Origin of the sequence: Pseudomonas paralactis, from assembly GCF_001439735.1 — a bacterium.
Taxonomy (GTDB): Bacteria; Pseudomonadota; Gammaproteobacteria; order Pseudomonadales; family Pseudomonadaceae; genus Aquipseudomonas; species Aquipseudomonas paralactis.
The window spans coordinates 272,858-285,596 of sequence record NZ_JYLN01000005.1 but is presented as its reverse complement, the minus strand read 5'-3'; the positions used below and the strand labels follow the sequence as shown (position 1 = coordinate 285,596).

Annotated in this window: 12 protein-coding genes and 1 pseudogene; 10 read left to right on the top strand and 3 right to left on the bottom strand. The window is 60.8% G+C overall.

Annotated features, from left to right (window positions below; translation table 11 throughout):
- Positions 1–93 precede the first annotated feature (93 nt).
- From TX23_RS15385 to TX23_RS15355, 7 genes are all read left to right on the top strand, one after another.
- The gene (locus TX23_RS15385) at positions 94–1,416 is read left to right on the top strand and encodes an ABC transporter substrate-binding protein (RefSeq protein WP_057702917.1); all 1,323 of its coding nucleotides are present in this window, start codon (positions 94–96) and stop codon (positions 1,414–1,416) included.
- Between the two features lie 176 nt (positions 1,417–1,592).
- Positions 1,593–2,483: a carbohydrate ABC transporter permease gene (locus TX23_RS15380; RefSeq protein WP_057702916.1), complete on the top strand. Its 891-nt coding sequence runs from the start codon at positions 1,593–1,595 to the stop codon at positions 2,481–2,483.
- A 10-nt stretch (positions 2,484–2,493) separates the two neighbouring features.
- Entirely contained in the window at positions 2,494–3,324 is an 831-nt protein-coding gene (locus tag TX23_RS15375; protein ID WP_005788583.1) for a carbohydrate ABC transporter permease, read from the top strand.
- Positions 3,325–3,346: 22 nt separating this feature from the next.
- On the top strand, positions 3,347–4,450 hold the full coding sequence (locus TX23_RS15370; RefSeq protein WP_057702915.1) for an ABC transporter ATP-binding protein: 1,104 nt from the start codon (positions 3,347–3,349) through the stop codon (positions 4,448–4,450).
- 18 nt (positions 4,451–4,468) lie between these two features.
- Positions 4,469–5,950, top strand: coding sequence for a mannitol dehydrogenase family protein (locus TX23_RS15365; RefSeq protein WP_057702914.1), 1,482 nt, complete (start codon positions 4,469–4,471; stop codon positions 5,948–5,950).
- Between the two features lie 138 nt (positions 5,951–6,088).
- On the top strand, positions 6,089–7,570 hold the full coding sequence (gene xylB / locus TX23_RS15360) for a xylulokinase (RefSeq protein ID WP_057702913.1): 1,482 nt from the start codon (positions 6,089–6,091) through the stop codon (positions 7,568–7,570).
- A 12-nt stretch (positions 7,571–7,582) separates the two neighbouring features.
- A complete protein-coding gene (locus TX23_RS15355) occupies positions 7,583–8,560 on the top strand; it encodes a carbohydrate kinase family protein (protein ID WP_057702912.1) in 978 nt (325 codons plus the stop codon).
- 99 nt (positions 8,561–8,659) lie between these two features.
- Here the strand turns inward: TX23_RS15355 and TX23_RS15350 are convergent, their stop codons facing one another.
- Entirely contained in the window at positions 8,660–8,929 is a 270-nt protein-coding gene (locus tag TX23_RS15350) for a DUF1652 domain-containing protein (protein WP_057702911.1), read from the bottom strand.
- Positions 8,930–9,226: 297 nt separating this feature from the next.
- Between TX23_RS15350 and TX23_RS15345 the strand changes: the two genes are divergently transcribed.
- Together TX23_RS15345 and map are read left to right on the top strand one after the other, a co-directional pair.
- Entirely contained in the window at positions 9,227–9,427 is a 201-nt protein-coding gene (locus TX23_RS15345) for a ParD-like family protein (RefSeq protein WP_057702910.1), read from the top strand.
- Positions 9,427–10,182 (top strand): type I methionyl aminopeptidase, encoded by a 756-nt coding sequence (map, locus tag TX23_RS15340; RefSeq protein ID WP_057702909.1) that lies wholly within the window; start codon positions 9,427–9,429, stop codon positions 10,180–10,182. Before TX23_RS15345 ends, map begins: the two co-directional genes overlap by 1 nt.
- A gap of 56 nt (positions 10,183–10,238) precedes the next feature.
- Here map and sfnG read toward each other — a convergent pair whose 3' ends face one another.
- Positions 10,239–11,363 (bottom strand): dimethylsulfone monooxygenase SfnG, encoded by a 1,125-nt coding sequence (gene sfnG / locus TX23_RS15335; RefSeq protein ID WP_057702908.1) that lies wholly within the window; start codon positions 11,361–11,363, stop codon positions 10,239–10,241.
- Between the two features lie 199 nt (positions 11,364–11,562).
- Between sfnG and TX23_RS28035 the strand changes: the two are divergent.
- Positions 11,563–11,728 (top strand): annotated as a pseudogene (locus TX23_RS28035) (monooxygenase); the annotation flags it as partial.
- Between the two features lie 123 nt (positions 11,729–11,851).
- On the opposite strand, the gene TX23_RS15330 reads toward TX23_RS28035, so the two are convergent.
- Positions 11,852–12,637 carry a sulfite exporter TauE/SafE family protein gene (locus TX23_RS15330; RefSeq protein ID WP_057702907.1) on the bottom strand — a complete coding sequence of 262 codons (786 nt, stop codon included), beginning with the start codon at positions 12,635–12,637 and terminating at the stop codon, positions 11,852–11,854.
- Between the last annotated feature and the right edge of the window lie 102 nt (positions 12,638–12,739).

The following is a 12,739-nucleotide window of genomic DNA, read 5'->3' as shown; positions in this document are numbered from 1 at the left end:
AATCGACGCACACTCTTCCTGACTCGTTGCAGGAAGACACAACAACAATAACCGTCCTTCTGTAGCCCCCTGGGCGCGGAAATGGAGTGCGCGATGAAGTTCACAGCAAAAGCTCTGCTTGCCTGTTCTTGCATGACTGCATGCATGACACTCAGCGCCGTCAGCCTTGGCGCGCAAACCTTGACCATTGCCACCGTCAACAATAGCGACATGATCCGTATGCAAAAGCTCTCGAAAACCTTCGAGGCCGAGCACCCGGAGATCAAGTTGAACTGGGTGGTGCTCGAAGAAAACGTGCTGCGCCAACGCCTCACCACCGACATCGCCACCCAGGGCGGGCAGTTCGACGTGTTGACCATCGGCATGTACGAAGCCGCACTCTGGGGCGCCAAGGGGTGGCTGGAGCCGATGAAGGACTTGCCGGCGTCCTACGACCTTGATGACGTGTTCCCTTCGGTGCGTGATGGTTTGTCGGTCAAGGGCTCGTTGTACGCCCTGCCGTTCTACGCCGAAAGCTCGATCACCTATTACCGCACCGACCTGTTCAAGGACGCCGGGCTGACGATGCCAGAGCACCCGACCTGGAGCCAGATCAGCGAATACGCGGCCAAACTCACCGACAAATCCAAAGAGCAATACGGCCTGTGCCTGCGCGGCAAAGCCGGTTGGGGTGAGAACATGGCGCTGATCACCACACTGGCCAACGGCTACGGCGCACGCTGGTTCGATGAGAAGTGGCAGTCAGAATTCAACGGCCCGGAATGGAAAAACGCGCTGAACTTCTACGTCGACAACATGAAGAAATCCGGCCCACCGGGCGCCTCCAGCAACGGTTTCAATGAAAACCTCGCGCTGTTCAACAGTGGCAAATGCGCGATCTGGGTAGACGCCAGCGTGGCCGGTTCGTTTGTTACCGACAAGAGCCAGAGCAAGGTCGCCGAGCAGGTCGGCTTCGCGTTTGCGCCCCACGAGAAGACCGACAAGGGCACGTCGTGGTTGTATTCCTGGAGCCTGGCGATCCCGACCAGCTCCAAGGCCAAGGACGCCGCCAAGGTGTTCACCAGTTGGGCCACCTCCAAGGAATACGGCCAGCTCGTGGCCAAGACCGATGGCATCGCCAACGTGCCGCCGGGTACCCGCCAATCCACCTACAGCGACGAGTACATGCAGGCTGCGCCGTTCGCCAAGGTGACATTGGAATCGCTGAAAGTGGCCGACCCGACCAAGCCGACCGAGAAGCCTGTGCCGTATGTCGGTATCCAGTTGGTGACCATTCCTGAATTCCAGGCGATCGGTACTCAGGTGGGCAAGTTCTTCTCGGGCGCGTTGACCGGTCAGCAGACCGTCGATGCTGCATTGACCGCCGCGCAGACTACAACCGAGCGGGAAATGAAGCGGGCCGGTTACCCCAAATAACCCTGCCACACCACCGCAAATGTAGGCGCTGGGCTTTTGTGGGAGCTGGCTTGCCTGCGAGGCAAACAACTCGGTCTATCAGTAGCACCGAGGCGATGCCATCGCAGGCAAGCCAGCTCCCACAGTGACCGCACTCCGACGCAGATTCTGTAGGCATCTGACTGGTTCTGATCACCATGAATACACCCACCAAAAACCGCCTGGCCAACCCCGGCTGGTTTCTCGTCAGCCCCTCGGTGGCCTTGTTGCTGCTGTGGATGATCGTGCCGCTGGGCATGACCCTGTACTTTTCGCTGATCCGCTACAACCTGCTTTACCCCGGCGAAAACCAATTCGTGGGGCTGGAAAACTTCAGCTACTTCATCACCGATTCGGGTTTCCTGCCCGGCGCCACCAATACCTTGTTGCTGGTGGGCAGCGTGTTGCTGATCAGCGTGGTGTTCGGCGTGTTGATCAGCGCGCTGCTGGAGGCCAGTGAGTTCCTGGGCCGTGGCATCGTGCGGGTGCTGTTGATTTCGCCGTTCTTCATCATGCCCACCGTCGGTGCGTTGATCTGGAAGAACCTGATTTTCCACCCGGTGTCGGGGATCCTCGCTGCCGTGTGGAAGTTCTTCGGCGCCGAGCCGGTGGACTGGCTGGCGCATTACCCGCTGCTGTCGATCATCATCATTGTGTCGTGGCAATGGCTGCCCTTCGCGATCCTGCTGCTGATGACCGCCATGCAGTCCCTGGACCAGGAGCAAAAGGAAGCCGCACGTCTGGACGGTGCCGGCGCCATTGCGATTTTCTGGCACCTGACCCTGCCCCACCTGGCCCGCCCGATTGCCGTGGTGGTGATGATCGAAACCATCTTCCTGCTCTCGGTATTTGCCGAAATCTTCACCACTACCAACGGCGGCCCGGGCTACGCCTCGACCAACCTCGCCTACCTGATCTACAACCAGGCGCTGGTGCAGTTCGATGTGGGCATGGCCTCGGCCGGCGGCTTGATTGCCGTGGTCATCGCCAATATCGCGGCGATCATCCTGGTGCGGATGATCGGCAAAAACCTGACTGACAAGCCTTGAGGGCCGCGCCATGACGCTTCAACAATCCCGTCGCCTGCAAAGCCTGTTGCTCGGCACATTGGCCTGGGCCATCGCGATCCTGATTTTCTTCCCGATCTTCTGGATGGTGCTGACCAGCTTCAAGACCGAAATCGACGCGTTCGCCACGCCGCCGCAGTTCATCTTCACGCCGACGCTGGAGAACTACCTGCACATCAACGAGCGCAGCAACTACTTCGCCTACGCCTGGAACTCGGTGGTGATTTCGTTCAGCGCCACCGCCCTGTGCCTGCTGATCTCGGTGCCGGCCGCCTACTCCATGGCGTTCTACGAAACCCAGCGCACCAAGGGCACGCTGCTGTGGATGCTGTCGACCAAGATGCTGCCGCCGGTGGGCGTACTGATGCCGATCTACCTGCTGGCCAAGAGCTTCGGCCTGCTGGATACGCGCATTGCGCTGATCATCATCTATACCCTGATCAACCTGCCGATCGTGGTGTGGATGGTGTACACCTACTTCAAGGACATCCCCAAGGACATCCTCGAAGCCGCCCGCCTGGACGGCGCCACCCTGTGGCAGGAAATGGTCCGCGTGCTGCTGCCGATCGCCAAGGGCGGCCTGGCCTCCACGGTGTTGCTGTCGCTGATCCTGTGCTGGAACGAGGCCTTCTGGTCGCTGAACCTGACGTCCTCCAGCGCCGCGCCGCTGACCGCGCTGATCGCCTCCTACTCCAGCCCCGAAGGGTTGTTCTGGGCCAAGTTATCCGCCGTTTCGACCCTGGCCTGCGCGCCGATCCTGATTTTCGGCTGGATCAGCCAGAAGCAGTTGGTACGCGGTTTGTCCTTTGGCGCCGTCAAATAATAATTCGACAAGGAGGCCCATCATGGCCAACCTGAAAATCAAGAATCTGCAAAAAGGCTTCGAAGGTTTCTCGATCATCAAGGGCATCGACCTTGAGGTGAACGACAAGGAATTCGTGGTGTTCGTGGGCCCGTCGGGCTGCGGCAAATCCACCCTGCTGCGCCTGATCGCCGGCCTGGAAGAAGTCACTGAAGGCACCATCGAACTGGATGGCCGCGACATCACCGAAGTGACCCCGGCCAAACGCGACCTGGCCATGGTGTTCCAGACCTACGCGCTGTACCCGCACATGAGCGTGCGCAAGAACATGTCGTTTGCCCTGGACCTGGCCGGTGTCGACAAGAAGCTGGTCGACAGCAAGGTCAGCGAAGCGGCACGCATCCTTGAGCTGGGCCCGCTGCTGGAGCGCAAGCCCAAACAACTGTCCGGCGGCCAGCGTCAGCGTGTGGCGATTGGCCGGGCGATTGTGCGCAACCCGAAAATCTTCCTGTTCGACGAACCGCTGTCCAACCTCGACGCAGCGCTGCGCGTGCAAATGCGCCTGGAGCTGGCGCGCCTGCATAAAGAACTGCAAGCCACCATGATTTACGTGACCCACGACCAAGTGGAGGCCATGACCCTGGCCGACAAAGTTGTGGTGCTCAACAGTGGTCGTATCGAACAGGTCGGCTCGCCGCTGGAGCTGTACCACCAGCCGGCCAATCTGTTTGTGGCGGGCTTTCTCGGCACGCCGAAGATGGGCTTCCTCAAGGGCAAGGTCACGCGTGTCGAAGGCCAGGGCTGCGAGGTGCAACTGGACGCCGGCACCCTGATCAGCCTGCCGTTGAGCGGCGCGACCTTGAGCGTCGGCAGCGCGGTGACCCTGGGCATTCGCCCGGAGCATCTGGAAATCGCCGCACCAGGGCAAACCACCCTGACCGTGACCGCCGACGTCGGCGAGCGCTTGGGCAGCGACACCTTCTGCCACGTCATCACCGCCAATGGCGAGCCGCTGACCCTGCGGATTCGCGGCGACATGGCCAGCCAGTACGGCGAGACGCTGCACTTGCACCTGGACCCGGCGCATTGCCATCTGTTCGACACTGACGGCGTAGCGGTGGCTCGCCCACTGCGCGCAGCCGCCTGATCCCGCGAGTATTGCCCGATGAAACTCAATAAGCACAACCTCACCCAACTGGCGCCCCAGGTGAAAATCCCGGCCTATGCGCTTGCCGATACCCGCCAGGGCATCGCCCATATCGGCGTCGGTGGCTTCCACCGCGCACACCAGGCGTATTACACCGACGCGTTGATGAATACCGGCGAGGGCCTGGATTGGAGCATCTGCGGCGTGGGCCTGCGTGCCGAGGACCGCAAGGCCCGCGACGACCTGGCCGGCCAGGATTACCTGTTCACCCTCTACGAATTAGGTGACACCGACGACACCGAGGTGCGCGTCATCGGCGCACTCAGCGATATGCTGCTGGCCGAGGACGGCGCCCAGGCGTTGATCGATAAACTCGCCAGCCCACAGATCCGCATCGTCTCGCTGACCATCACCGAGGGCGGCTACTGCATCGACGACAGCAACGGCGAATTCATGGCCCACCTGCCGCAGATTCAGCACGACCTGGCGCACCCCAAGACGCCTAAAACCGTGTTCGGTTTTATCTGCGCTGCGCTCACCCAGCGCCGCGCCGCCGGCACTGCGGCATTTACCGTGATGTCCTGCGATAACCTGCCGCACAACGGCGCCGTCACCCGCAAGGCACTGCTGGCCTTCGCCGCGCTGCACAACGCCGAGCTGCATGATTGGATCAAAGCCAACGTGAGCTTCCCGAACGCCATGGTCGATCGCATCACGCCGATGACCAGCACTGCCCACCGCCTGCAACTGCATGACGCGCACGGTATCGACGATGCCTGGCCGGTGGTGTGCGAGCCGTTCGTGCAGTGGGTGCTGGAAGACAAATTCATCAACGGGCGCCCGGCCTGGGAAAAGGTCGGCGTGCAGTTCACCGATGACGTGACGCCTTATGAAGAGATGAAGATCGGCCTGCTTAACGGTAGCCATCTGGCCCTTACCTACCTGGGGTTCCTCAAGGGCTATCGGTTTGTTCACGAGACCATGAACGACCCGCTGTTCGTGGCGTATATGCGTGCGTACATGGACCTGGACGTCACACCGCATCTGGCGCCGGTGCCGGGCATCGACCTGACGGCGTACAAGCAGACGCTGGTGGAGCGCTTTTCCAACCAGGCGATTGCTGACCAGTTGGAACGCGTGTGTTCCGATGGGTCGTCGAAGTTTCCCAAGTTCACCGTGCCGACCATCAATCGCTTGATTGCCGATGGCCGTGAAACCGAGCGCGCCGCACTCGTCGTGGCGGCCTGGGCCCTGTATCTCAAGGGCGTGGACGAAAATGGCGTGCGCTACAACATCCCCGACCCACGGGCCGAGTTCTGCCAGGGGCTGGTGAGTGATGACGCGCTGATCAGCCAGCGTTTGTTGGGCGTGGAGGAGATTTTTGGTACGGCTATTCCCAAGTCGGCGGCATTTGTGGCAGCGTTTGAGCGATGCTATGCAAGCCTGCGCGACAAAGGCGTCACCCAAACCCTGCAAAAACTCCTGAACAAACCGGATTAAAACTGTGGGAGGGGGCTTGCTCCCGATAGCGGTAGGTCAGAGAAAGGTATTTGACTGACACTCCCTCATCGGGAGCAAGCCCCCTCCCACACTTGACCGGGTTACCAATCCAAAAATAATACTGCTGAGCACTCCATCATGACCCAGCAAAACCTTTACCTCGGTATCGACTGCGGCACCCAGGGCACCAAGGCCATTGTCCTCGACGCTAACAGCGGCAAAGTACTGGGCCTGGGCGCCGCTGCGCACACACTGATCAGCGGCGCCAACGGCCGGCGCGAGCAACACACTCAGGAATGGCTGGACGCTTTCACCGAAGCCACCCACCGCGCCCTGCAACAGGCCGGAGTCGATGGCCAGGACATCCTCGGTATCGGTGTGTCGGGCCAGCAGCACGGCCTGGTGCTGCTGGACGAACAAGGTGAAGTGCTGCGCCCGGCCAAGTTATGGTGCGACACCGAAACCACCCCGGAGAACGAGCGCCTGCTGCACCACCTGGGCGGTGAAAGCGGCTCTTTGGAACGCCTGGGCGTAGCAATCGCACCGGGGTACACAGTGTCGAAACTGCTCTGGACCCGCGAACAGCACCCAGAGGTGTTTGCGCGCATCGCCCATATCCTGCTGCCCCACGACTACCTCAACTACTGGCTCACCGGCCGCGCCTGCGCTGACTATGGCGATGCCTCCGGCAGCGGTTACTTCGACGTGCGCAGCCGCAGCTGGGACGTGGCGTTGCTCAGGCACATCGACCCCAGCGGTCGCCTGGAAGCAGCGCTGGCGCAGTTGATCGAAGCCGACCAGGCAGTGGGCACGATCCTGCCGGCCATCGCCGAGCGCCTGGGCATCAACCCCAACGCCGTGGTGTCCAGCGGCGGCGGCGACAATATGATGGGCGCCATCGGCACCGGCAATATCGCCCCCGGCGTGATCACCATGAGCCTGGGCTCATCGGGCACCGTGTACGCATTTGCCGAGCAGCCCAACGTCAGCCCGCAGGCGTCGGTAGCGACCTTTTGTTCGTCGAGTGGCGGCTGGCTGCCGCTGATCTGCACCATGAACCTGACCAACGCCACCGGGGCGATTCGCGAGCTGTTCGAACTGGATTTGAATGCCTTCAACGCCCTGGTCGAACAAGCCCCCATCGGCGCCGACGGCGTTTGCATGCTGCCGTTTCTCAATGGCGAGCGCGTGCCCGCCCTGCCCCACGCCACCGGCAGCCTGCACGGCCTGACCATGACCAACCTGACCCGTGCCAACCTGTGCCGCGCGGTAGTCGAAGGTACCACCTTCGGCCTGCGCTATGGCCTTGACCTGCTGCGTCAGACCGGCCTGCAAAGCCAGAGCATCCGCCTGATTGGCGGCGGTTCAAAAAGCCCGGTGTGGCGGCAGATGGTCGCCGATATCATGCACACCGAAGTGGTGTGTACCGAACAGAGTGAAGCCGCGGCCCTCGGTGCGGCGATCCAGGCGGCCTGGTGCCAGAGCGGCGAACCCCTGGCCAGCCTGTGCGACAGATGTGTGAGCATCGACCCGGCCAGCCGCACCTTGCCGGCACCCGAGCGTGTCAGCGCCTATCAACAGGCGTATGAGCGTTATCAACAGCACGTGGCATCCCTTTAAGAGCGAACGACTATGTATCTGGTGTGTGGTGAGGCGCTGTTTGATTTTTTCAGCGAGGAGGATGCCAGCGGGCAGCCCTCCAGGGTCAACTACAAGGCGATTGCCGGGGGCTCGCCGTTCAACGTGGCCGTGGGCCTGCGCCGTCTGGGCGTTGAGTCGGGGCTGTTTGCCGGGTTGTCCACCGATTACCTCGGGCGCCGCTTGCACCAGGTGCTCAAGGCCGAAGGCGTCAGTGAACGTTTTCTGGTGGAGTTCGACGCGCCGACCACCCTGGCGATGGTTGCCGTGGGTGCCAATGGCTCGCCGCAGTACAGCTTCCGTGGCGAAGGCTGCGCCGACCGCCAGTTAGAGTTGACGCACCTGCCGCCCCTGGGTGATGAGGTGCGTGGGCTGCATATCGGTTCGTTCTCGCTGGTGGTGCAACCCATTGGCGACACCTTGCTGAACCTGGTCAAGCGCGAAAGCGGCAAGCGCCTGATCAGCCTGGACCCCAATGTACGTCTCAACCCGCAGCCGGATATTCAACTGTGGCGCACGCGCGTGGCGCAGCTGGTGCAACATGCCGACCTGATCAAGGTCAGCGACGAGGACTTGCACCTGCTCTACCCCGATCAGTCACCCGAAAGTGTGCTGCAAGGCTGGCTGCAGCACCGCTGCCAACTGGTATTCCTCACCCGCGGCGGCGATGGTGCATCGGTGTTCAGCCGCCAGCATGGCAGTTGGTCTGCCGCTGCGGTCGAAGTGCAAATGGCCGATACCGTCGGCGCCGGCGATACGTTTCAGGCGGCGTTGATTGCCTGGCTGACCGAGCATCAGCTTGATTCAGTGACTGGCCTGCAACAGCTCACGCGCGCGCAAATGGATGACATGCTCGGCTTTGCGATTCGGGCTGCCGCGCTGACCTGTACCAAGACCGGCCCCGACCTGCCCTATCGCCACCAACTGGCGGATGCGCACATTTCGCGCAATGGAGCGAACCCGTTGTTGTAGGAGCGAGCTTGCTCGCGAAAAGCGCAAAGACGCCGTGTTTGTCCAGTATGCCCGCGTTATCGTTAACACTTTTCGCGAGCAAGCTCGCTCCTACAGTGGTTAGTGATAACCGCGCCCGCCTGCGCGTTGCAGGACCGGGGCGTGGCTGTACTTGAGATCCTCACGCAACCCGGTGATCAGGTTGCAAATCGCTCGACTGCTGTCGAGCTTGTCCGCGTTGATGCCTTTGACCTCCAAATCCACCCGGTCACGGTTGCGGTCATCAAAGATTTTTATGGTCAACGAGGCATCTTCGGCTTTGGTGCATTCGCACCGTTTAGGCAGGAAACTTCCTTCAATAATGCTGCGAAGCTCTAGTTCCGAAAGCATGGCTAACTTCTCCTTTTTTTGAGACTGCCAAGCGGTTGCTCATGTGTCTGGCAGTCGCTGGCAGTTCACGTCTTGCCAACCCTGTAAGACGCTTGTCATCCCCAAGCCTACGCGGCAAATTCGGCTGGCGTTGTAACCATTCTTCATAAGGCGCGTGCTGCGTTATATAACGTATTTGGACGAGGCGTGATCGTCTTCGAATGGCTTCGATTAAACGTTTAACCCTCCCGCCATGATGTTTACAGCGGACATACAAAACATATACGCTTTGTATATCAACCAGACACAGTGAACCCCATGGGCATCGTCAAGATCACCGACCCACTGCACGAACAGCTACGCCTGGCCAGCGCCGCCATGGACCGCTCCATCAATGCCCAGGCCGAGTTCTGGATCAAGATAGGCCTGCTGGCCGAACTCAACCCACACCTGCCCTACAACGAACTGATAAACAAGCTGTTGCTGGACAAACCCGACCTGATCCGGGGGCGCAGTTGATGATCAAGACCACCGCGCAACTGGCTGTGATGCGTGAATCCGGGCGCTTGCTGGCTCAGGTATTCGACATGCTCGACGGTTTTGTCGCTGCCGGCCGTTCCACTCTGGAGCTGGACAGCGCCGTCGAAGCCTTCATTCGCAACGACCTCAAGGCTCGCCCGGCCAGCCTGGGGCAGTACGACTACCCTTTCTGCATCAACACGTCGATCAACGAAGTGGTGTGCCATGGCATGCCCAGCGCCAGGCAAATCCTCAAGGACGGCGACATCATCAACATCGACATCACCCTGGAAAAAGGCGGCTTTATTGCCGACTCCAGCAAGATGTACATGATCGGCAACGTGGCGCCCAAGGCCAAGCGCCTGGTGGAAATGACCTTTGAAGCGATGTGGGCCGGCATCCGCCAGGTCAGGCCCGGCGCACGCCTGGGTGATATCGGCCATGCGATCCAGAGCCATGCGCAAGCCAACGGCTACAGCGTGGTGCGCGAGTACTGCGGCCATGGCATCGGGCGGGAGATGCATGAAGAGCCGCAGGTGCTGCACTTCGGCCGCCCCGGCACCGGCCTGGAACTGCGCGAAGGCATGGTGTTTACCGTCGAACCCATGCTTAACCAGGGCAGCGCCAAAGTGCGCAGCCTCAAAGACGGCTGGACCGTGGTAACCAGGGACAACAGCCTGTCGGCGCAGTGGGAGCATACCGTGGCGGTGACGGCAGATGGCTTCGAGGTGTTGACCTTGCAAAATCACCCCTAACCACCGCTATAGCCTGTAGGAGCGAGCTCGCTCGCGAAAAACGCCCAGACCCCGCGCTAAACCAGGCTAGCTACTTTTTCGTTAACGTTTTTCGCGAGCAAGCTCGCTCCTACACCCGCCTCGGCCTCCAGCTCGCGCACCAGCGGCAAGACCCGTTTGCCGAAATACTCGACTTCTTCCTGAAAGTGCAGGAAGCCAGCCAGCACCAGGTCCACGCCCACCGCCTTGAGCGCGACGATGCGCTCGGCGATCTGCTGCGGGGTGCCGATCAGGTTGGTCTTGAACCCATCGTTGTATTGCACCAGGTCCTCGAAACTGGACTTGGCCCAGTTGCCCTCACCTTCCGGCGAGGCCTTGCCCGCTTGCCTGGCAGCATCACCGAAGGCGTTGACCGCTTCCGGGTCGGCCTTGTCGATGATCTCCGCCAGCACGGCCCTGGCCTCTTCTTCGGTGTCGCGGGCGATGATAAAAGCATTCACGCCTACTTTCACGGAATGGTGATTGGCAGCGGCCTTGGCACGAATATCATCGACCTGGGCCTTGATACCTTCGGGAGTATTGCCGTTGGTGAAATACCAGTCCGAGACCCGCGCGGCCATGTCCCGCGCCGCCCGTGAGCTGCCGCCCTGGAAGATCTCGGGCTGCCCCAGGGGCTTGGGTTTGAGGGTGTAATGGTTGAAGCGGTAGAAGTCGCCCTTGAAGGTGAAGTCATCCTGGGTCCAGATACCTTTGAGGCTGCGGATAAATTCTTCGGAACGACGATAGCGCTCATCATGCTCCAGCCAGGGTTCACCAATGGCCTGGAATTCGCCCTTGAACCAGCCGCTGACGATGTTCACCGCGATCCGACCGTTGGTGAGCTGGTCGATGGTCGCCAACTGCTTGGCGGCCAGCGCCGGTTGCCAGGGGCCGGGCAGGATCGCCGCAATCACCTTCAGCGTGGTGGTGGCGGCCAGCAGCGCATGGCTGAATGCCACGGATTCATGCTGGTTTTCGGCGCCGTAACCGGCGGTGAAGCGGATCTGGGTCAGGCCGTATTCAAAGCCGGCAGCTTCGGCCAGTTGCGCCAGTTTGCGGTTGTAATCGATGCCCCAGTGGGTGCGCTGTTCGATCTTGCTGACCACCAGCCCACCGCTGACGTTGGGCACCCAATAGGCAAATTTCACGGCTTGCTGACTCATCGGACGGTACCTCGCACAAAGGGATGTCCTGTGGCTTACGCAGCAAGCGTGCCAGGCCGCGCAAACGCCCTCACCACAAGCGCTGCGCTAAAAAAAGCACCTCGAATCAGTACGACGCTGGTGTCAGGTATCGCAGCGGTTTGTCGATCCACTGTTGCTGGAGCAACACCGAATCGCCCCTGCTCACCGTAAACAGGGGAGCAAAGTCCCGGCGGGCAAGGCGCTGGACCGACATTGGCGCAACGCACGGACGGTCTTTGCACAATCCGCTGATCTACAAGGCGCGCATCGTGGGTGACTGGGTGATCAATGGGACAGAACCACCGTTTGTATGGCAAATCGGCGACGGCCCGGCGAAGGCCTGAAGCCGATCGCGCTCAAACTGTGGGAGGGGGCTTGCTCCCGATAGCGGTGTGTCAGACTTGGAGGTATTGACTGACACTCCCTCATCGGGGGCAAGCCCCTCCCACATTTGGAGCACATGCGGCTCAGAACGCCAGCTTGTACCCCACCGCCATCAACATGACCGCCAGGCACGGGCGTAACACGCTGTCGGAAATCTTGCCGGTCATATGGCTGCCAAAGTAGATCCCCGGCAACGAGCCCATCAGCAAAAAGCCCAGCAGGTGCCAGTCCATATTGCCCATGCTGGCATGACCCAGGCCCGCCACCAGGGTCAGGGGCACGGCGTGGGCGATTTCGGTGCCCACCAGGCGGCGCGTGGCCAGGAACGGGTACAGAATAAACAGCGCCACCGTGCCGAGGGCCCCGGCGCCAATGGACGTCAAGGCCACCATGGTGCCGAGCACCGCGCCGGTCACCACGGTCAGCGCGTTGAGGTTGCGCGGGTGCATGTGGTAGTCGTCACCGGCATGGCGCTGGGCAAAGGCCAACAGGCTTTTCTTGAACAGAATCGCCAGGGCCGTCAGCAGCAGCACCACACCCAGGGCCTGCTTGATCACTGCGTTCATCGCACTGGGATCGGTGTGCAGGCTGGCAAGGAACCATAAGGTCAGCAACACCGCCGGCACACTGCCCAGGGTGAGCCAGCCGGTGATGCCCCAGTCAATGTTGCGGTTTTTGCTGTGCACCAGCACGCCACCCGACTTGGTGATGGCGGCATACAGCAGGTCCGTGCCCACGGCGGTCGCTGGGTTAATACCAAACCACAACAAAATCGGCGTCATCAGCGAGCCACCACCGACACCGGTCATGCCCACGATAAAACCAACGATCAGGCCGGCAACCACGAAACCAATATTACCCACATCCATTACAGCTACCTGCAGCCTTATAAATTTCTGGGCGCAGGATAGCGATTTTTCTTATAACCACTTATACCAATATGATCTGACTTTATGCCTTTTCATCGTATG

Excerpts from the sequence above, each read along its gene's own strand:
- TX23_RS15385 (WP_057702917.1), top strand. The coding sequence starts at position 94 with ATGAAGTTCACAGCAAAAGCTCTGCTTGCCTGTTCTTGCATGACTGCA.
- TX23_RS15380 (WP_057702916.1), top strand. The coding sequence starts at position 1,593 with ATGAATACACCCACCAAAAACCGCCTGGCCAACCCCGGCTGGTTTCTC.
- TX23_RS15375 (WP_005788583.1), top strand. The coding sequence starts at position 2,494 with ATGACGCTTCAACAATCCCGTCGCCTGCAAAGCCTGTTGCTCGGCACA.
- TX23_RS15370 (WP_057702915.1), top strand. The coding sequence starts at position 3,347 with ATGGCCAACCTGAAAATCAAGAATCTGCAAAAAGGCTTCGAAGGTTTC.
- TX23_RS15365 (WP_057702914.1), top strand. The coding sequence starts at position 4,469 with ATGAAACTCAATAAGCACAACCTCACCCAACTGGCGCCCCAGGTGAAA.
- xylB (WP_057702913.1), top strand. The coding sequence starts at position 6,089 with ATGACCCAGCAAAACCTTTACCTCGGTATCGACTGCGGCACCCAGGGC.
- TX23_RS15355 (WP_057702912.1), top strand. The coding sequence starts at position 7,583 with ATGTATCTGGTGTGTGGTGAGGCGCTGTTTGATTTTTTCAGCGAGGAG.
- TX23_RS15350 (WP_057702911.1), bottom strand. The coding sequence starts at position 8,929 with ATGCTTTCGGAACTAGAGCTTCGCAGCATTATTGAAGGAAGTTTCCTG.
- TX23_RS15345 (WP_057702910.1), top strand. The coding sequence starts at position 9,227 with ATGGGCATCGTCAAGATCACCGACCCACTGCACGAACAGCTACGCCTG.
- map (WP_057702909.1), top strand. The coding sequence starts at position 9,427 with ATGATCAAGACCACCGCGCAACTGGCTGTGATGCGTGAATCCGGGCGC.
- sfnG (WP_057702908.1), bottom strand. The coding sequence starts at position 11,363 with ATGAGTCAGCAAGCCGTGAAATTTGCCTATTGGGTGCCCAACGTCAGC.
- TX23_RS15330 (WP_057702907.1), bottom strand. The coding sequence starts at position 12,637 with ATGGATGTGGGTAATATTGGTTTCGTGGTTGCCGGCCTGATCGTTGGT.